Origin of the sequence: Streptomyces sp. NPDC021749 (assembly GCF_040640655.1) — a bacterium.
Lineage (GTDB): Bacteria > Actinomycetota > Actinomycetes > Streptomycetales > Streptomycetaceae > Streptomyces.
On the sequence record NZ_JBFACE010000017.1, the window covers coordinates 97,167 to 115,524 of the forward strand.

15 protein-coding genes, 1 tRNA gene and 2 pseudogenes are annotated in these 18,358 nt (G+C 70.6%); 9 read left to right on the forward strand and 9 right to left on the reverse strand.

All coding sequences use genetic code 11. From position 1 onward, the window contains the following. Positions 1-11 precede the first annotated feature (11 nt). From AB0G35_RS19045 to AB0G35_RS19060, 4 genes are all read left to right on the forward strand, one after another. Positions 12-416 (forward strand): PPOX class F420-dependent oxidoreductase, encoded by a 405-nt coding sequence (locus AB0G35_RS19045; protein WP_360950226.1) that lies wholly within the window; start codon positions 12-14, stop codon positions 414-416. 142 nt (positions 417-558) lie between these two features. Then, positions 559-1,953, forward strand: a complete 1,395-nt coding sequence (gene cysS / locus AB0G35_RS19050; RefSeq protein ID WP_360950229.1) for a cysteine--tRNA ligase — start codon at positions 559-561, stop codon at positions 1,951-1,953. A gap of 128 nt (positions 1,954-2,081) precedes the next feature. After that, positions 2,082-3,035, forward strand: coding sequence for a 23S rRNA (guanosine(2251)-2'-O)-methyltransferase RlmB (rlmB, locus tag AB0G35_RS19055; RefSeq protein WP_360950232.1), 954 nt, complete (start codon positions 2,082-2,084; stop codon positions 3,033-3,035). A gap of 235 nt (positions 3,036-3,270) precedes the next feature. Further along, the gene (locus tag AB0G35_RS19060) at positions 3,271-4,905 is read left to right on the forward strand and encodes a DoxX family membrane protein (RefSeq protein ID WP_360950235.1); all 1,635 of its coding nucleotides are present in this window, start codon (positions 3,271-3,273) and stop codon (positions 4,903-4,905) included. A 417-nt stretch (positions 4,906-5,322) separates the two neighbouring features. Here the strand turns inward: AB0G35_RS19060 and AB0G35_RS19065 are convergent, their stop codons facing one another. From AB0G35_RS19065 to ugpC, 3 genes are all read right to left on the reverse strand, one after another. After that, positions 5,323-6,051 carry a nucleotidyltransferase family protein gene (locus AB0G35_RS19065; RefSeq protein WP_360950238.1) on the reverse strand — a complete coding sequence of 243 codons (729 nt, stop codon included), beginning with the start codon at positions 6,049-6,051 and terminating at the stop codon, positions 5,323-5,325. Between the two features lie 83 nt (positions 6,052-6,134). After that, positions 6,135-6,551 (reverse strand): hypothetical protein, encoded by a 417-nt coding sequence (locus tag AB0G35_RS19070; protein WP_360950241.1) that lies wholly within the window; start codon positions 6,549-6,551, stop codon positions 6,135-6,137. 302 nt (positions 6,552-6,853) lie between these two features. Further along, the gene (ugpC, locus tag AB0G35_RS19075; RefSeq protein WP_360950244.1) at positions 6,854-7,990 is read right to left on the reverse strand and encodes a sn-glycerol-3-phosphate ABC transporter ATP-binding protein UgpC; all 1,137 of its coding nucleotides are present in this window, start codon (positions 7,988-7,990) and stop codon (positions 6,854-6,856) included. 180 nt (positions 7,991-8,170) lie between these two features. Between ugpC and AB0G35_RS19080 the strand changes: the two genes are divergently transcribed. Continuing rightward, positions 8,171-8,244 (forward strand) — tRNA-Thr (locus AB0G35_RS19080). 108 nt (positions 8,245-8,352) lie between these two features. Here AB0G35_RS19080 and AB0G35_RS19085 read toward each other — a convergent pair. The 3 genes and pseudogenes from AB0G35_RS19085 to AB0G35_RS19095 form a co-directional block, all read right to left on the reverse strand. Then, positions 8,353-8,534: pseudogene (locus AB0G35_RS19085) on the reverse strand (hypothetical protein); the annotation flags it as partial. Between the two features lie 69 nt (positions 8,535-8,603). Then, positions 8,604-8,729: pseudogene (locus AB0G35_RS19090) on the reverse strand (hypothetical protein); the annotation flags it as partial. Continuing rightward, complete coding sequence (locus AB0G35_RS19095) at positions 8,693-9,118, reverse strand: hypothetical protein (RefSeq protein ID WP_360950404.1); 426 nt, start codon at positions 9,116-9,118, stop codon at positions 8,693-8,695. The pseudogene AB0G35_RS19090 and the gene AB0G35_RS19095, both read right to left, overlap by 37 nt. A gap of 114 nt (positions 9,119-9,232) precedes the next feature. Between AB0G35_RS19095 and AB0G35_RS19100 the strand changes: the two genes are divergently transcribed. Both AB0G35_RS19100 and AB0G35_RS19105 read left to right on the forward strand, forming a co-directional pair. Further along, a complete protein-coding gene (locus AB0G35_RS19100; RefSeq protein ID WP_360950247.1) occupies positions 9,233-10,180 on the forward strand; it encodes a hypothetical protein in 948 nt (315 codons plus the stop codon). A gap of 125 nt (positions 10,181-10,305) precedes the next feature. Continuing rightward, entirely contained in the window at positions 10,306-10,701 is a 396-nt protein-coding gene (locus AB0G35_RS19105) for a peptidase inhibitor family I36 protein (protein WP_360950250.1), read from the forward strand. A 93-nt stretch (positions 10,702-10,794) separates the two neighbouring features. Here the strand turns inward: AB0G35_RS19105 and AB0G35_RS19110 are convergent, their stop codons facing one another. Both AB0G35_RS19110 and AB0G35_RS19115 read right to left on the reverse strand, forming a co-directional pair. Continuing rightward, the gene (locus AB0G35_RS19110) at positions 10,795-13,263 is read right to left on the reverse strand and encodes a D-alanyl-D-alanine carboxypeptidase (RefSeq protein ID WP_360950253.1); all 2,469 of its coding nucleotides are present in this window, start codon (positions 13,261-13,263) and stop codon (positions 10,795-10,797) included. Between the two features lie 852 nt (positions 13,264-14,115). Then, entirely contained in the window at positions 14,116-14,241 is a 126-nt protein-coding gene (locus AB0G35_RS19115; RefSeq protein WP_360950256.1) for a hypothetical protein, read from the reverse strand. A gap of 766 nt (positions 14,242-15,007) precedes the next feature. Here AB0G35_RS19115 and AB0G35_RS19120 point away from each other — a divergent pair. Beyond that, a complete protein-coding gene (locus AB0G35_RS19120) occupies positions 15,008-16,111 on the forward strand; it encodes an aminopeptidase P family protein (protein ID WP_360950259.1) in 1,104 nt (367 codons plus the stop codon). A 727-nt stretch (positions 16,112-16,838) separates the two neighbouring features. After that, positions 16,839-17,483: a pentapeptide repeat-containing protein gene (locus AB0G35_RS19125; protein WP_360950407.1), complete on the forward strand. Its 645-nt coding sequence runs from the start codon at positions 16,839-16,841 to the stop codon at positions 17,481-17,483. Between the two features lie 371 nt (positions 17,484-17,854). Here the strand turns inward: AB0G35_RS19125 and AB0G35_RS19130 are convergent, their stop codons facing one another. Beyond that, complete coding sequence (locus AB0G35_RS19130) at positions 17,855-18,352, reverse strand: hypothetical protein (RefSeq protein WP_360950262.1); 498 nt, start codon at positions 18,350-18,352, stop codon at positions 17,855-17,857. Between the last annotated feature and the right edge of the window lie 6 nt (positions 18,353-18,358).

Here is an 18,358-nt window from a genome sequence, read left to right on the forward strand (position 1 = left end):
AAGGACCCCTCGTGACTGCCACCCTGTCCGACGATCTCAAGACGCTCCTCGACACCCCGGTCTTCGTGACCGTGGCGACGATCCAGCCCGACGGCAGCCCCCAGGTCTCGCCGGTCTGGGTGAAGCGGGACGGCGACGACCTGCTGATCTCGACGACCGTCGGCCGCCGCAAGGAGGCCAACCTCCGCCGTGACCCGCGCGTCTCGGTGGTCGTCCAGCCCTTCGACGCCCCGTACACCTACGCCGAGGTCCGCGGCACGGCCTCGCTGACGACGCAGGGCGGGCAGGAGCTGATCGACGAGCTGTCGCTGAAGTACACCGGCAAGCGCTACGCCGACTTCAACCCGGAGGCGGGCAAGGACGCCGAGCGGGTCGTGGTGCGGATCACGCCGCGCAAGGTGGTCGGCCGCCTCTGACGCCGCCCCTGGAGGGCGGAAGCGCCCGCCGGCGGCCTCCACTTCAGGCTTTACTTCCGGCAAATGGGACGGTTATGACGGTTCTGTGTCCCCGTGGCCGATGCGTCGCGGGGCACTGCCGGGTTCCGACTACCCTGGTTCCGTGACGATTCGCCTGTACGACACCAGCGCCCGGCAGATTCGCGACTTCTCCCCGCTCACGCCGGGCTGCGTCTCGATCTACCTGTGTGGTGCGACCGTGCAGGCCGCCCCGCACATCGGGCACATCAGGTCGGGACTGAACTTCGACATCATGCGCCGCTGGTTCGCCCACCGCGGCTACGACGTGACGTTCGTCCGGAACGTCACGGACATCGACGACAAGATCATCACGAAGTCGGCCGAGCAGGGCCGCCCCTGGTGGTCGATCGGCTACGAGAACGAGGTCGCCTTCAACGAGGCGTACGACGCCCTCGGCTGCCTGCGTCCCACCTACGAACCGCGCGCCACCGGCCACATCCCCGAGATGATCGAGATGATGCGCGGCCTGATCGAGCGCGGCCACGCCTACGCCGCGGACGGCAACGTCTACTTCGACGTCGCGTCCTTCCCGGAGTATCTCCAGCTCTCCAACCAGGAGTTGGACAACCTCCGCCAGCCGTCCGGCGAGGGCGAGACCGGCAAGCGCGACTCCCGCGACTTCGCCATGTGGAAGGCCGCCAAGGAGGGCGAGCCCAGCTGGGAGACGCCCTGGGGCCGCGGCCGGCCCGGCTGGCACCTGGAGTGCTCGGCGATGGCCCACAAGTACCTGGGCTCCGCCTTCGACATCCACGGCGGCGGCGTCGACCTCGTCTTCCCGCACCACGAGAACGAGATCGCGCAGGCCAAGGCGTACGGTGACGACTTCGCCGCGTACTGGTGCCACAACGCCTGGGTGACCATGAGCGGCGAGAAGATGTCCAAGTCGCTGGACAACTCCGTGCTGGTCTCGGACATGGTCAACCGCTGGCGCCCGATCGTGCTGCGCTACTACCTCGGCACCCCGCACTACCGCTCGATGATCGAGTACAGCGAGGACGCGCTGCGCGAGGCCGAGGCGGCGTTCGCCCGGATCGAGGGGTTCGTCCAGCGGGCCGTCGAGAAGGCCGGTGTCGTCGAGCCCGCGGCCGAGGTCCCGCCCGCCTTCGCCGAGGCGATGGACGACGACCTGGGCGTCCCGCAGGCGCTGGCGATCGTGCACACCACCGTCCGGCAGGGCAACTCCGCGCTGACCGCCGACGACAAGGAATCGACCGTGGCCCGGCTCGCCGAGCTGCGCGCGATGCTCGGCGTGCTCGGCCTGGACCCGCTCGACGAGCGCTGGTCGGGCGGCGGCACCGACCGCGGCGAGGACCTGCACGGCGTCGTCGACTCCCTCGTCCGCCTCGTCCTCGACCAGCGGCAGTCGGCCCGCGCCCGCAAGGACTACGCCACCGCCGATGCCATCCGCGACCAGCTCCAGCAGTCCGGCCTGGCCATCGAGGACACCCCGTCCGGGCCGCGCTGGTCGCTGTCCTGACCGCCTTCGCACCCGTGGGCGGCCCGCCGGATTCGCCCTTCCCGGTGGACACGGGCGACACTCAATCCATACGTACGTACCCACTCCACGTCGCGAGACGTCGAGAGCAGTGAAGAAACAGGTGACCCATGGCCGGCAACAGCCAGCGCAGGAACCGCCGCACGTCCAACAAGAAGGGCGCCCAGGTCGGCAGTGGCGGTAAGCGGCGCCGGTCCCTGGAGGGCAAGGGCCCGACCCCGCCCGCCTCCGCGCGCAAGGGACACGTCAAGAACCGCATCGCCAACGCCAAGGCGAAGCAGGCCGCGGCGCGCCGCCCGGCCCCCCGCCGCGGCGGCGCCAAGGGCACGGCCGAGCTGGTCGTGGGCCGTAACCCGGTCGTCGAGGCGCTGCGCGAGGGCGTGCCCGCCACGACGCTGTACGTGCAGCAGTTCATCGACAGCGACGAGCGGGTCCGCGAGGCCCTGCAGCTCGCCACCGAGCGCGGGCTGCACCTCATGGAGGCGCCGCGCCCCGAGCTGGACCGGATGACCAACGGCCTCAACCACCAGGGCCTGGTCGCCCAGATCCCGCCGTACGACTACGCGCACCCCGAGGACCTCTCCGCGGCCGCCTTCGACGCCGGCGAGGACCCGCTGATCGTCGCGCTGGACGGGGTCACCGACCCGCGCAACCTCGGCGCGGTGGTCCGCTCCGTCTCCGCCTTCGGCGGGCACGGCGTGGTCGTGCCGGAGCGCCGGGCCGCCGGGATGACGGCCGGCGCCTGGAAGACCTCCGCGGGCACCGCCGCCCGCACGCCGGTCGCCCGGGCCACCAACCTCACCCGCGCCCTGGAGTCGTACCAGAAGGCCGGTCTGACCGTCGTCGGCCTGGCCGCAGACGGTGACACGGAGCTGCAGGACCTGGACGTCCTCGACGGCCCGGTCGTCATCGTCGTCGGCAGCGAGGGCAAGGGCCTGTCGCGGCTCGTCGGCGAGACCTGCGACCTGCGCGTGCGGATCCCGATGCCGGGCGGCGCGGAATCCCTGAACGCCGGTGTCGCGGCCGGCGTCGTCCTGTGGGAGGCCGCCCGCCGGCGCGCGTGACCGTCGTGGCCCGGGGGCACGTACGTACGCGTACGGCCCCCGGGGCCCGCGCCGCCGCGCTCCACCCCCGGTGTTCCGTCCCGGCTTGGTTCCCGGCGTCCGTCCCCACCCTGGGGCACAACCTGACCCTCCGTGGGCCTTTTGGACGCTCATCCCGTATCCCGTGATCTTTTGACGGGTCTCGGACAGATCGACCCGGTCAAGGCAGTGTCTTAACCGCGGGTCACTCGGTTAGATGAGCGTGGACACCAGAACACCCCGCACGCCTCCGGGGGGACGCTCGCCGGGCTTCGATGACGAGCCGGGCCTGAGCTCGGTCAAGGTGCCGTGCGATCCCGCGCAGGTCATCGTCAACCACGCCAGCTTCCGCGTACAGCTCGCCCCACCCGTGGCGGGTGACGCCATGGCCGAGACCGCGCGCATCCCCGCCGTCCGGGCGCCGTCCTCCGGTGCCAGACGCCGGGCACCCGTGGTGTGGAGCGGCCGCACCACACCGGGCGGCACGGCCGGCGCCACCACCCAACTCCTGCACGCGGTGCGCGACGCGGGCATCGGCCTCGACGGCGGCCCGGGCGACGACATCGGCACGACCCAGGTCCTGCCGCGGGTCCGGCTCGACGAGCCCGCCCCCGCCCAGACCGTGATCGGCCAGCGCGGCCCCGCCGAATCCGACCGCACCCTGCTGCGCGGCGTCCGCCCCGTGGGCAGCGCATACGCCGACAACAACGGCGGGACGGCCTACCGCCCCGTGTACGGCGGCCGCGGCCCCGCCGAGGACGCCTACGACGACGACCACTTCGAGGCCCGGGACCCCTACGACACCGGGTCCCGCCGTCGGGCTGCCGAGACCGTCCGGCACGCCTACTACCCGGGCCGCCGGATGAACCTCGGCGTGGTCCTCCTCCCGCTGCGGATCTTCCTCGGCCTGATCTCCATCTACGCCGGCATGGGCAAGCTCTGCGACCCCGTCTACTTCGACGGCGGGGAGCGCGGCTCGATGGTCAAGTGGCTGCTGTCGCTCGACCCCTGGGCGCTGGCCGTACCGCTGCGCGACTTCGCCGTCTCCCACCCCGTGGGCGCCGGTCTGACCGTCGCCTTCCTCCAGGTCGTCGTCGGCGTCCTGACGATCTGCGGACTGTGGCAGCGGGTTGCCGCGTCGATCGGCGCGCTGCTCTCCGCCGCGCTGCTGATGACCGTCAGCTGGCGCACGGTCCCCGCCTACGACGCGCCCGACATCATCTACCTCGCCGCCTGGAGCCCGCTGATCATCGCGGGCGCTCCCGTCTACTCCATGGACGCCCGGCTGGCCGGCGAGGCGTGGCGGCGGCTCGGGCCCCGTGTGGAGGTCGCCGACCTGCGCCGCCGGGTCCTGCGTCGCGGCGCCATGATGACCACGATGGTGGCCGGGCTGACCCTGCTCATCGGCTCGCTGCTCGGCGGCGCCGTACGGTCCGCGACGGTCACGCCCGTGCCGCGGCCCGGCGAGCCCGCGATCAACAACCTGCCCGGCTCGCCGCTGCCCCGCCCCGGCACGAACGCCACCCGGCCCGGCCGGCACCACCCCGGCAGCGCCGCCTCGCGTACGGGCACGCCGTCCGCGGGTGCCTCGCACAAGGCCCACAAGCCCCGCCCGTCCGCGTCCACACCGGGCGTCGGCCGCTCGACGGGCGCCACCAGCGGCCTCTCCCAGCAGCCCGGCGCGACCACCAGCGCCCCGCAGCAGACCGTCCCGACCCGCGCCCCCGCCCCGACCCACGCCCCCTCCGCGGGCGGCACCGGCGGCGGCACGACCGGCGCGGGCTCCACGGGCTCGGCCGGCTCCGGCGACTCCGGCGGCCGCGGCAACACGCTGGGCGGGCTGCTGGGCTGACCTTCTGTCCAGGGGGCTCCTTGCCGCCCACCTCCCCTGGGGCTTTGCCGCCGCCCACTCCCTCCGGGGGGTGGGCGGCGGCATGGGGGGACGGGATCACGGACGCCCGGCGTGCCGATCTCCCCCGACGGTGACGGAACCCTGGGCGCAGAACGTCACGGCCCGGGCTGTCGCCTTCCACGCCGGGTCCGAAGCGAACAGCTGAGTCGCACCGGCCGCCCCGAACGGCGGCGCATGGCCCCGCAAGGCGCTGCGTACGGCCGTCACGGCCGTCAGGGGCCCGTACGCGGCGAGGGGAGCGGGAAGGGCCGACCGGCGGGCGTCGAGGGCTGCAGTGGCCGCTCAAGGGGGTTCAGGCTGCGTAAGGGGGCCGCGTGCGGCAGCCGCGGCGTACGTGTACGGGTCCCCGCGAGACCCTCAACGCCCCTGGGCGCTCAGCTCCTTGGCGGCCTCGGTGAGGTCCTTGGCCGTGTCGATGGCGCGCCAGTACGCGCCGTGCGGAAGCGGGTAGCCGGCCAGTCGGCGTTCGCGGGCGAGGCGCGGGAAGGTCATGCGCTCGTGGTCGCCGCGTACCGGCAGCAGGCCCGTGAAGGCGGCGGAGAAGACGTAGACGCCGGCGTTGATGAGGTACGGGGAGGGCGGGGCCTCGATGAAGTCCAGCACGTGCCCGAACGCATCGGTCTCCACGACTCCCCAGGGGATGCGGGGGCGGGCCAGCGCCAGCGTGGCCTCGGCGTCGCGTTCGTGGTGGAAGGCCGCCATCTCGCGCAGCGGGAAGCGGGTCCAGATGTCGCCGTTGGTGGCGTACCAGGGTTCGTCGGGGCGGGGCAGCGAGCCGGCCGCGTACTTGAGGCCACCGCCGCGGCCCAGCGGCTCGTTCTCGACGACCGTCGTGACCCGCAAGGGGAGTTGGGCGTGGTCCAGCCAGTCCTGGAGCACTTCGGCGAGGTGTCCGCAGGAGATGACGACGTCCGTCACGCCCTCTTCGGCCAGCCAGTTCAACTGATGGCCGATGATCGGGGTTCCGGTGCCGGGAATCTCGACCATCGGCTTGGGGCGGTCATCGGTGTACGGGCGGAGACGTGAGCCCTGGCCGCCGGCCAGGACCACGGCCTGCGTGGGGTACGAATGCTGGGCGCCTGTCATGCTTCGCACCTTATGGGGTGCGAGGAAGGGTCGGTGACTAAGCGGGGCGGGGGCCGGTCAGTGGCCGAGCGGGGCGGGAGCGGTCACTGGGCGGCCGCGACGCCGGTGGCGAAGGAGGTGTCGCAGACCGGGCGGGAGTAGGCCTGGGCGCGGTGCGCGGCACCGTACTTGGCGACCGCGGCGCGGCCGAGGTCACGGGCGATCGAGGCGCAGTGCCTGGCGAGCGAGGGGTGCTTGGTGGTCGCCTTCTGGAGGTCGGTGAGGGCGACGCCGGGGTCCTTCTCCTGGAGCTCGACCAGCAGGCGCTTGCGCAGGGCCTCCTGGGGGGCGACCGGGTTGGCCTTGGTGGAGGCCTTCCCGGAGGACGCGGTCAGCATCTGGGAGTCGGTGGACGTGGTCGCCCACGGGACCCGGGTGACCGCGAGGGTCCCGGAGAGTACGAGGACGACGGGGAGGACGAGGGCGAGAGTTCTGCCGATGCGGCGGGCTGCGGAGTTCACGGTCGTGATGGTAGCGAGGAGTGATGATTTGGCGACATTTGGTCACCGTATCGAGGGACGTAATGCCCCGTCGGTCCAGTAGTGATGTTGACGCACTGGTACGAAAAGCCCCGTTCTGTCCCCGTGTTGCGGGCGTCGTGCGGCAGTGGACGCGACGGTGGCGGTGCCGGGTCCTACCCGCCACCGCCACCCCTCACACGCACACCCGTTCCGGCTCACGGCTCAGTGCGACGCCGTACGGCCCGGCACCGCGCGGTACGACGCGATGCCGGGCCGTACCGCGCAGTGCCGCTCCTCGCCGCTCAGTCGGACAGGCGCTCCCCGGACGACGTCGAGAACACATGCGTCTCGCCCGGCCGCGGCACGACGTGCAGCTGGGTGCCCTTCTCCGGCACCTGACGGCCGTTGACGCGGACGACCAGGTCCTTGACCTCGCCGCCGACCTCCGCGGTGCCGTACACATAGCCGTCGGCGCCCAGCTCCTCGACGACGTTGACCGTGACGGCGAGACCTGCCGGGGCGTCCGCGCTCTCCTTGGACAGTGACTGCGCCGCGGCGCCGTTCTGCTCGACGATGTCGAAGTGCTCGGGGCGCACGCCCACGGTCACCGTGCGGTCGCCCTTGTCGGCGGCCGCGGTGAGCGCCTCCCGGCTCACCGGGACGACGCTGTTGCCGAACTTGACCCCGCCGTCGGTGATCGGCACCTCGACGAGGTTCATCGCGGGCGAGCCGATGAACCCGGCCACGAAGAGGTTGGCCGGCCGGTCGTACATGTTCCGCGGCGAGTCGACCTGCTGGAGCAGCCCGTCCTTGAGGACCGCGACCCGGTCGCCCATGGTCATGGCCTCGACCTGGTCGTGCGTGACGTAGACCGTGGTGATCCCGAGCCGGCGCTGCAGCCCGGCGATCTGCGTACGGGTCTGCACACGCAGCTTCGCGTCCAGATTGGACAGCGGCTCGTCCATCAGGAAGACCTGCGGCTCCCGCACGATCGCCCGGCCCATCGCGACCCGCTGCCGCTGGCCACCGGACAGGGCCTTGGGCTTGCGCCCCAGGTACTCGGTGAGATCGAGGATCTTCGCCGCGTCCTCGACCTTCTGCCGGATCTCGGCCTTCGGCACACCGGCGATCTTGAGCGCGAAGCCCATGTTGTCGGCGACGGTCATGTGCGGGTAGAGCGCGTAGTTCTGGAACACCATGGCGATGTCCCGGTCCTTGGGCGGAAGGTGGGTGACGTCGCGGTCCCCGATGCGGATGGCGCCTCCGTCGACGTCCTCCAGCCCCGCGAGCATCCGCAGGGAGGTGGACTTGCCGCATCCGGAGGGGCCGACCAGGACGAGGAATTCGCCGTCCTCGATGGCGATGTCCAACTTGTCGACGGCGGGCTTGTCGGAACCCGGGTAGATCCGGGTTGCCTGGTCGTAGGTGACCGTAGCCATGGTGAGAGTCCCTTCACCGGCAGGAACGTGCCGGACGATCCGAGTAAAAGGAGTGGTGTAGTCCACTGATGTGGACTTCCCCGTGACGCTACCCGCGGCGGCCCCCGGTGTCAGTAGTCCAGCCCTCACCAAATTCAGGAGCCCGGCACCCGGCCCGCCTGGGTACACTTCTTCCGGCACGCCTCCTTAGCTCAGCTGGTCAGAGCACCGCTCTTGTAAAGCGAAGGTCGTCGGTTCGAATCCGACAGGGGGCTCTGAGCGTGAACAGGCAAGAAGCCCCGGGCCGGTTGGTGGTCCGGGGCTTCTCGCTTTCCACCGGCATCCACGGGTGACATCGACGCCGTCGATGCCCGCTCACGAGCGATCCGCCGCTTCAGTGGCCGGTCCATGTGACTGGCCGCTTCCCGCCGTGTGTCCTGCGCCACATGCGTGGAGACGTTCATGGTCATGCTGATCCGGCTGTGCCCGAGGATCTCCATCCGCACGCGGCCGACCACGCCGGCCGAGGTGAGCGGGGGGCGCGGCCGTGCCGGGCGTCATGCAGAGCCTCCCCCTTGGGGAGGCAGCCGCCGCCGTACCCGATGCCGGGCCGCATGCCCTCGGCGCCGATCCGGGCGTCGAAGCCCAGGAGGTCCACGATCTGGGAGACGTCGCCGCCGTTGGTCTCGCACATGGCGGCGACAGCGTTGATGAAGCTGATCTTCAGGCCGAGGAAGATGTGGGCGGCACCCTTGGCCAACTCGGCGGTCTGGGGGCGGTGACGAAGGTCGGTGGGCCCGCGTCGATCATCCCGGCGTACGCGGCCCGGATCGCCTTCCCGCCCTCCGGCGTGGTGACGCCGGCGAGGAGGCGGTCCGGGCGCAGGGTGTCTTCAACGGGGTGGCCTTTGCGCGGGAACTCGGGGTTCCACGCGACTTCCACGCTCTCCCCGGCGGGGTCAGGCGTGGGGCGAGGGCGGCCCTGGTCGGTGGTCCCGACGGTGACGGTGGACTTCCCGACGATTTGTGCATGCCCGGTCGAGGTGAGGGGCGCGCCCCACAGAAATATCCGCCAGCAGCCAATTTTTACCAGAGGTGAGGCAATTAATCCTCCATATCCGTTTTGAGGCACATTACGCTGATCTTCCATGAGGTTGGCTGGAATCACACTGATAAAGACCCATTGATCATGCCGCGTGCCGATGCGAGCCCGGCGTCGGGGAACGAAATACCGGGCTATTCTTAGGGTGATCCGGTTTCGGTCATGGATCGGCGATTAATCGGCCACAACCTGCGAACCGGACTGCCCGGCCTGGCCGGCCTGCCCGGCCAGGCCGGCGTCATGTGCCTTTTCCTGGCCGGCTGCGGCCTATCTGAGCACTCCAGCCCCAAGGGGGCACAGGAAATACACGCTCCAGAACTTCTGTCGAGCGTTGATCTGCATCTCCCGATAGAGACCTCTCTTTTTTCCGATGCGGACTCGGAGAAAATGGCCAGGGCCGGTGCCGTGCTGCGCAAGAAGTGCCTACGCCGATTCGACCTCGACTACGAGATCAACCCGCCGGGCCCGCTGACGGGGCCACGCACCTTCATGGAGCGCCGGTACGGGGTGACGGACAAGGCCGAGGCAACTGCCAACGGCTACCACCTCGGTGACCGCGACCCGCGCACTCACCCGCCCCACCCGCCGAAGCTCTCTGCCGAGCAGAAGCAAGTGCTCACCGGGCACTCCCCAAAGAAGGCCGGCGAGGGCGATACCGCGCTCCGGGTCAACGGCGTGACCGTACCGCCCGGCGGCTGCTACGACGAGGCGAAGAAGAAGTCGGTCGGCTCCGGAAAACTGGGTTCGAGCGACGTGGTCCGGCAGGCCAACTTCCAGACCTTTACCGCCAGTCGGTCGGTGCCGCAAGTGAAGCAGGCATTCGAAGCATGGTCCAGCTGCATGAAGAGGAAGGGTTACTCCTACCCCGGCCCCTTGGCAGCCATCAGCGACCGCCGCTTTCAAGGGAATTCACCCACGCAGCTGGAGCGCCAAGTGGCGACCGCCGATGTGGTCTGCAAGCAGCAAGTGAACCTGATCGGCACATGGTTCACGGTCGAGACTTCCTTGCAAAAGGAACTGATCGCACGGCAACGCGCCGACTTCGCCGCGGCATTGAAGGCGAAGAATGTACAACTCGCCAAGGCCAAGGCCGTACTCCGCGATCAGTGACGTAGTGGGCCGACACTTTTACGTCCTGGCACGCCCACCCTTTCCCAGGCATATCTGGGGCTGTTCCCAGGCATACCTGGGGCTGCACACATGCCATGGACGACGCCATAGAGAGGACTAAAGAAATGAAGCGCACCGCCAAGCTCGCCGCAGCAGCCCTGGGCGCAGCCCTGCTCGTCCCCACCCTCGCCACCAGCGCGCAGGCCAGTGTGAGCGGCTGCGGGCAGAACAGCTTCTGCCTCTTCTGCAACTCGAACGAGCAGGGCTCCCACAACTCGCTGCGAAGCAGCGTGTCGGACCTCGCCGGATACACGTTCACCAGCTCCGGCAACGGCCAGGGCAAGAGTGTCAAGAACAACGCCGCGTCCGCGTCCGTTGTCTCCAACATATGCATGACCGTGACCGTGTTCTACAACTCCAACTACAGCGGTCCCACCGACGCCTTCAACTACCGCAACTACGGCAACCTGAAGAACACGTACAACAACAATGCCTCGGTGAAGTTCGCCGGAGACTGCTGAGAACCAACACAGGGCCACTACGGCTGAGCCCCGCAACACAACCGGGCCCCGGTACGCGTCAGCGCGTACCGGGGCCCGGCCCATGTCCACCCGTCAGGAGACTCGTGTCAGCTTCGCGCCGAACGACGGCTCGGCGAGGTCCTTCTGCAGCGTCACGGGCACCTTCACCTCACCCATGCCGCCACCCGCGGTCAGCTCGCCGACCTGCGTACCGGCTTTCGCCGTGTGCGGGAGGGTCTTGCCCCTGGCGGTGAGCTTCAGTTCGACCTTGAGACCGGGCCAGCCGACCGCCGTCAGATCCTTGGTCGCCACGACCGGGGTCGTACCGCCCAGGCCGTCGTCGACGTGGCCGACGACCTCGCCCTTCTTCACGACGGTGCTGGTGGTCAGCGCCTTGCCCACGGCCAGGATGAGCTGCTTGCTGTAGGCGGTGGCGGTGTCGATGATCGGGGCCTTGTGCTGCCCGAAGACCGCGCCGATGATCAGCTGCGTGGAGCTGCCGACCTTCTTCTCTGCAGCGAAGAGCAGGTTGCCACCGGCCTTGGTCGTGGAACCGGTCTTGATACCGACGACGCCGTACACGGGGACAAGCTTGTTGAAGTTGTGTTGCGTCTTCTGGTACGCGAGGCCGTTGCCCACCCCGGAGGCGGTCGTGGAGTGGTACTCGGTCGCCCTGGAGATCTCCCGGAAGACCGGGTCCTGCATCGCCTTCTTGCCCAGCTTCACCTGGTCCTCGGCCGTACTGACGGTGCTCTCCAGGAGGCCGCTCGCGTCGGTGTAGGTGGTGTTCGTCATGCCGAGCTCCTTGGCGGTGTCGTTCATCTTCTTGATGAACGCCTGCTCAGTGCCCGCATCCCAGCGGGCCAGCAGTCGCGCGACGTTGTTCGCGGACGGCAGCATGACGGCCTGGAGGGCCTCCTTCTCGGAGATCTTCTGACCCTTGCGGACCTCGACGACCGACTCCTTCTCCCTGACACCGTTGATGAAGTCGTCCTCGGCCTTCTGATCGACGTCGATCAGGGGCTTGTCCTCACCCTTCTTCAGCGGGTGGTCACGCAGGATGATGTACGTCGTCATCACCTTGGCCACACTGCCGATGGGTAGCGGCTTCATCTCGCCGTAGGAGCCGACCCGGCCGAGTCCGTCGACGTCCACGATCGCCTGGCCCTCAGGGGGCAAGGACAGCGACGGCTTGTCGCCCTCGAAGACGGAGGACGACTTGCCGACGATCGCCAGTTTCGGGTCAGGCAGCGGGCGCATCGTCTGCACGACCACGAAGATTATCCCGAGGAGCACCACCAGCGGCGTCCAGATCTTCACCCGGCGCACCACCGTGCGCGACAGGGTCTCCGGCGGGGGCGGAGTGTTCGTCAGCTGGGCGAGCAGGTCAAGCGGAGCCTGCGGCTCCGCCGGAGACTCGGCCGGAGGCTCGGCCGGAGCAGCTGCCGCCGACTTCGGAGGAGCCGGCGGTGTCGCCTGGGGGTTGGCCTCCGGCTTGGGGGCCTTGAGCGGCTTCGGCGCCGGGGCGTCGTCCAGCTTCAGCGGGACGAACCGGCTGGTGCGCTCGGACTCGGACTCGGACTCGGACTCGGAGTCGGAGTCGGAGTTGGACTTGGACTTGGAGTCGGAGTTGGACTTGGAGTCCGGGTTCGCGGGAGCCTTGATCAGCTGGGTGGGCTGGTCGGTGCCGCCGGCCGCCGCCGGCTTGGGGGCCTTGATCAGCTGGGTGTCCTGATCGGCCGGGCCCGCCTTGCCATCTCCGTCGTCCTTGAGCCCTGCGTCCTCCTTCTTGAGCCCTGCGTCCTCCTTGGACTTGCCGTCACCGTCGGCACCGGCCCCCCAGGAGGCAGCCTTGGCCCCGGACTTGGCCTCGCTCTCGGGGGCCTTGCCGCTGCCGGTGGCGTCGGGCTTGGCGGTGGCGTCGGGCTTGGTGGTGGCGTCGGGCTTGGCGGTGGCCTGCTCGGCCTTACCGCCTTCGTCGGCGACGCCGAACTTCACAGTACCGAGCACTGCGGTCGCCTGGTCAGCCTTGCCACCACCGGTGGCGCCGGGCTTCGCGGGCTCCTGATCGGCCTTGCCGTCACCAGACAGAGCGGCGCCCTTGCCGTCCCCTGCCGCGTCGGACGCCGCACCCTCGTCGGCTGCACCGGCGCCATCGGCGGCGCCGGCCTTCGAGGCGCCGGAGGCAGCGGTGTCCTGGTCGGCCTTGCCGCCACCGGCGGCACTGGACTTCGCGGGCCCGGTCGCCTGATCAGCCTTGTCGTTATCGGCTTCGTCGGTCTTGGCTGGCGCTTGGGTGCCTTCGTCGTTGTCGGCTTCGTCGGTCTTCGTCGAGCCCTGGGTGCCCTTGTCGTTGTCGGCTTCGTCGGTCTTCGTCGACGCCTGGGTGCCCTTGTCGCTATCGGCCCCGTCGGTCTTCTTCGACGCCTGGGTGCCCTTGGCGTCATCGGCCCCGTCGGCCTCCGTCGACGCCTGGGCGCTCTCGTCGTCACCGGCCTTCGCCGACGCGGACGCAGGCGCCCCGCCGGCCTTGCCGGCGGCACCGGCCGCGCTGGCACGCACAGCCAGCCTGGGATCCGGGCGGCCGCCGTCAGCGCCCTGTTGGGCCGCGCCGGAACCCCCGGTTCCCGAACCGGCAGCGCCGGTCGTATCGTCTCCGGCCGCGGCATCGGCCGGCCGCCCCTCGCCCCGACCGCCGTCAGCGGCGACGGCATCGGAACCACTGTCCCTGCCGCCGGCAACACCCGTACCGGCCCCGGCCGCAGGCCGACCGGCACCGGCACCGGTACCCGCGCCCGAAGCCGACCGCCGGCCGCTCCGCTGCTCCGACATGTCGGGGGACTCGCCCGCCACCGATGCCTCCTCAGAATTCCCGTGCCGTACACCCGGAGCCTTCGGACGCCAACGCGCCCAAAGCCCGGAATTCACTCAACGTCTACCAGTGTCCTCTGTGATCGTCGCGCGACTGCGCACCCGCACCCACAGAGGTCTTCACCTGGGTTCACCCACGTGCTAGACGAGACGACATACCTAGCGGTTCCCACGAAACCACCACACGCTCTCGACAGGCCGATGTGAGAGGGGTCACCTGTCACTCATCCTCGTGGGTGACATGGGTGGGCAGTAGCCGCAGAACGATTCCGGAGGAGCTGCTGCTGCTCGCCCTGGACCCGGCCGCGGGTACCACGGCGCAGTCGCAGTCGCAGTCGCTCGATCTCGGTCTTGCCGGAGTGCGGCTAGCAGGGCTTTGTCAGCCGAGATGGTCCTTGAGTTCGCGGTAGCCGTGTTCAACTCTCCATAGGATCTGGGGTATTCGCACCGGCTCGCGTAGCGGGGTGTCGGCGGGCAGCGTCGAGAGCCGGTATCGGTGGGCTCGGCGCTGTCGGGGCGGCCCCCTCCACCAGCAATCAGCAGTCAGCAGCCGGCAGTCAGCAGCCGGCAGTCGGGCAGCCAGCAGTCGGGGAAGGAGCCGTCGTCGGCGACGCGGCGGATCGTGCGGTTGGCCGGACGGACGCGCAGGGCCAGGAACGGGGAGTGCATCTCGGCGGTGGGGGGAGGTGTGCTTGGTGGCCTTGCTGCCCTGGCGCCAGGTGACGGTGCGGGTGGACGCCTGTCCGGCGGCCAGGGCCGGCGCACGCAGGGTGGTGTACGGCTTCGGTTAGCCGCACGAGGGAGGGCAGCCCCGCCTGGAACACGGCGGGCGCTCGGGTATGGCGTCGCCCGGGTGGGCGGGGGGCCTTGACCGCGACCGCGTAGGCCAGGACCCGGCGGTGGCGGATCGCCTCGGCCAGCAGCGCATCGTCGGTGTTCTCGGCGTCGTCCCAGCTCTCGGGTTGGCTGGGCCCGTGGATCTCCAACGCGCGGCACGGCTGCGCCAGGGACCACGCCCGAGTGCGCCCTCGCCCGCGGCGCTGACGGAATGCGGCGGAGACAGTGAGCCGGGAGCAAGAGGGAGGGGGGCTCTTTGGCGCGGTCGGTGAGGGAAGTTGATGGCGATCAACCGGTACTCCGGTGGGAGGAGCGATATCGGGGTGGACCTCCAGTTCGTCGAGTTCCTCAAGGCCCAGGTCAAACGCCTGCTGCCGCGGTTCGGGCCCGTGGCGCCGGATCAGGTCCGCGCGGAAGCCGACGGCCCGAGGCAGTCGCGCCGAGGTCACGGGGAGGTCCCTCGTTGCGTACCTGATCGGATGGGGGTGCGCGCTGAGGTGCCGGTCGGGTGGGGGAGTCGGAGGCGTGTCGGTGCTGCGGCGGGTTTTGGGCGGGGAGGCGGGGTGGGCGGCGTAAGTTCGCCGGCATGGTGACTTCGATGACGCAAGAGGACTACGAGCAGCGGCTGGAGCGGGCGGGGCGGGCGGCGGCCGATGCCGGGCTGGCCGGGCTGCTCGTGACGCCCGGGCCGGATCTGGTGTGGCTGTGCGGCTACCGGCCGCCCGCGGCCACCGAGCGGCTGACGGCCCTGCTGGTCGAGCCCGGCCGACGCTCGCGGCTGCTGGTGCCCGTATTGGAGCAGCCGGACGCGGAGCACTCCGCCGGGGCGGGCGCGCTGGAGATCTCCGGGTGGAGCGACGGCGCGGACCCGTATGGGGCGATCGCCAAGTGGATGCGTCCTCAGGGGCGTTACGGGGTGTCCGATGCCACCTGGGCGCTGCATCTGCTGGGCCTCCAGCGGGCGGTGCCGGGGGTGGCGTACGCGGGGCTGACGGAGGTGCTGCCGATGCTGCGCGCCGTCAAGGACGCCCACGAGGTGGCGCGGCTGGCGGCGGCGGGGGCGGCCGCGGACGCGACGTACGAGGAGATCCTGCAGGTCCGCTTCGAAGGGCGGCGGGAGTCGGAGGTGGCCGCGGACCTGGCCCGGCTGCTGATCGAGCACGGGCACAGCCAGGTGGACTTCACGGTCGTCGGGTCGGGCCCCAACGGTGCGAACCCGCACCACGAGGCGGGGGAACGGGTCATCGAGGACGGCGACATGGTGGTGCTCGACTTCGGCGGCCTCAAGGACGGCTACGGGTCGGACACGACGCGCACGGTGCACGTCGGGGAACCGGGGGCCGAGGAACGCAAGGTGCACGACATCGTGCGGGAGGCGCAGCAGGCGGCCTTCGAGGCGGTGCGGCCGGGCATCGCCTGCCAGGACGTCGACCGGGTGGCCAGGAGGGTGATCAAGGCGGCGGGGTACGGCGAGTACTTCATCCACCGGACCGGGCACGGCATCGGGGTCACCACGCATGAGCCGCCGTACCTGGTGGAGGGCGAACATCTGCCGCTCGTACCGGGGATGTGCTTCTCGATCGAGCCGGGGATCTATCTGCCGGGGCGGTTCGGGGTGCGGATCGAGGACATCGTGACCTGCACGGAGTCGGGCGGCCGGCGGCTGAACGGGACGGATAGGGAGATGGCCGTGGTTCGGTAGGTGGTGGGCGGTAGGTGGTAGGTGGCGGGCGGTCGGCGGGGCGGCGGGTCGGCGGTGGGCGGGTCCGCTCGGCGGTGAACGGGTGGGCGGGTCGGCGGTCGGCGGTGGGCGGCAGGCCGTAGGCGGTAGGTGGTGGGCCGAGGGCGGGGGCGGGGTCCAACTTGGCTTGCTCGGATTCGGCTTGCCCGTATTACGGCGCCAGGGTCCCCTCGCCCAGGGGGGCGCGGGTCTCCAGGGCGCGGATCAGATCGTCGCCCCCGGCCCGGGCCGGCATCGGCGGGCCGATCACCTGCCGGGAGGTGATGCCGTGGGCCGCCGGCTCGCCGTCGCTGGACCATCGGCGGGCCGTCGGCGGGCCGTCGGGGGTCCAGCCGATGACCAGATGGCGGCCCCCTTCGGCGAGCAGGTCGCCGGTCGCGCGCCACCTTGGCGGGGTCGCCGGCTAGTCCGATGGCCGTCGCGCCGGTGTTCTTGAGCTGCTGGACGAGCGGCGAGCCGGTGCTGACGGCGGCTGTGGGGCGAGGGGCGATGGCGTCGAGCGGTTCGGTCGAGCGGCTGAAGGGGGCTTTCGCGCTGGTCAGGGGGCGTTGTCAGTGGGGTGGTTCAGGATGGGTCGCGACGCTTCCGACGGATTCCGGTGGATGGTTGCGTAGGTGCGGGACGTGCGAGGCGTATGCGGGCCGAGGGTGAAAGGGGTGATCGCGTGGCCGGGCGTGGTGAGGCGACGGTGCGGGCGGTACGGCGGCCGGAGGTGCGACTGCCGGAGCTCGTGGCGTACGACGGCGGGGAGCTGGAGGAGGAGGGGGATTACGACGGGCTGGAGTTCGCGGACGCCGACTGGGCGGGGCAGTCGGCGCGGGGCGCGCGGTTCATGGACTGCGGGCTGCGCCGCTGCGGGCTCGACGAGACGGTGCTCGGCCGGGCCCGGATCATCGACAGTGAGCTGAGCGGGGTGCGCGGGATCGGGACGGACCTGTCCGGGGCGACCCTGCGCGATGTCGAGGTCTCGGACGCCAGGCTCGGTGGGACGCAGCTGCACGGGGCGGTCCTGGAGCGGGTCGTGGTGCGCGGCGGGAAGATCGACTTCCCGAACCTGCGGAGGGCGAAGCTGCGGGACGTTGCCTTCGAGGGGTGCGTGCTGATCGAGGCGGACTTCGCGGGGGCCGAGCTGGAGCGGGTCACGTTCGACGACTGCACCCTGACGCGGATCGATTTCTCCGAGGCGCGGATGAAGGACGTCGATCTGCGCGGCGCGGCGGTCGTGGACATCGCGCGGGGGATCGACCGGCTGTCGGGAGCGGTGATCAGTACGGCCCAACTGATGGATCTGGCACCGGCGTTCGCGGCGCAGATAGGGGTGCGGGTGGAGTAGGGGGAAGGGAGGGGGCGTCCTGGCCTGAACTGGCTTGTACTATCTTGTCGGGTTCCGTCACGTTCCGTCGCGTTTTCCGTCCCGTCCCGTCTCCTCGCGTCCTGTCCCGTCGCGCTATGGGCCGGGCAGGTGGGCGGTTGGCTGACGGCGCGGCGGCCGGTCATCGGCCGGGTGGGCGGCGTTCGGCTTGGGGGGCGACGTTCGGTTCGGTGGGGGGCGGTTCGGGTGGGGGCGTTCGGTTCGGGTGAGGGGCGTTCGGTTCCGGTGGGCGATGTCCGGACAAGGCGTCCGGACCAGGCATCCGGGCCAGGCATCCGGGCGAGGCCGTCCGGAGCAGGCCGTCCGGACCGCTCGGACCGGGCTGGCCGTGGTCAGACGCGGGGGAAGCGGGCCTGGAGGTCCCAGATGACGGGGTTGTCGCCGAGGCCGTCGTGCATGTCCGTGAGGTCGGCGATCAGATCGTGCAGGAAGTCGCGGGCCTCGCGGCGGAGTGCGGCGTGGTTGAAGGTGAGTGGGGGTTCGTCGGCCGGCATCCAGTCGGCCTCGACGTCCACCCAGCCGAAGCGCCGCTCGAAGCGCATCCGGTCGGCGGATTCCGTGAAGTCCAGCTCGGCGTGGATCGGGCGGGCCGAGCGGCTGCCGCGGGGATCGGTGTCGAGCTGCTCGACGATGTCGCACAGCGCCCAGGCGAAGTCGAGCACCGGCACCCAGCCCCAGGCGGTGGACAGTTCGCGGTCCGCCGTGGTGTCCGCGAGGTAGACGTCGCCGCAGAAGAGGTCGTGGCGGAGCGCGTGCACACCCGCGGTCCGGTAGTCGGTCTGCGGGGGGTCCGGGAAGCGGCGGGAGAGGGAGTAGCCGAGGTCGATCACGCCTTG

Excerpts from the sequence above, each read along its gene's own strand:
- AB0G35_RS19095 (WP_360950404.1), bottom strand. The coding sequence starts at position 9,118 with ATGGAAGATCAGCGTAATGTGCCTCAAAACGGATATGGAGGATTAATT.
- AB0G35_RS19105 (WP_360950250.1), top strand. The coding sequence starts at position 10,306 with ATGAAGCGCACCGCCAAGCTCGCCGCAGCAGCCCTGGGCGCAGCCCTG.
- AB0G35_RS19100 (WP_360950247.1), top strand. The coding sequence starts at position 9,233 with ATGGATCGGCGATTAATCGGCCACAACCTGCGAACCGGACTGCCCGGC.
- AB0G35_RS19065 (WP_360950238.1), bottom strand. The coding sequence starts at position 6,051 with ATGACAGGCGCCCAGCATTCGTACCCCACGCAGGCCGTGGTCCTGGCC.
- ugpC (WP_360950244.1), bottom strand. The coding sequence starts at position 7,990 with ATGGCTACGGTCACCTACGACCAGGCAACCCGGATCTACCCGGGTTCC.
- AB0G35_RS19060 (WP_360950235.1), top strand. The coding sequence starts at position 3,271 with ATGAGCGTGGACACCAGAACACCCCGCACGCCTCCGGGGGGACGCTCG.
- rlmB (WP_360950232.1), top strand. The coding sequence starts at position 2,082 with ATGGCCGGCAACAGCCAGCGCAGGAACCGCCGCACGTCCAACAAGAAG.
- AB0G35_RS19120 (WP_360950259.1), top strand. The coding sequence starts at position 15,008 with ATGACGCAAGAGGACTACGAGCAGCGGCTGGAGCGGGCGGGGCGGGCG.
- AB0G35_RS19115 (WP_360950256.1), bottom strand. The coding sequence starts at position 14,241 with ATGCACTCCCCGTTCCTGGCCCTGCGCGTCCGTCCGGCCAACCGCACG.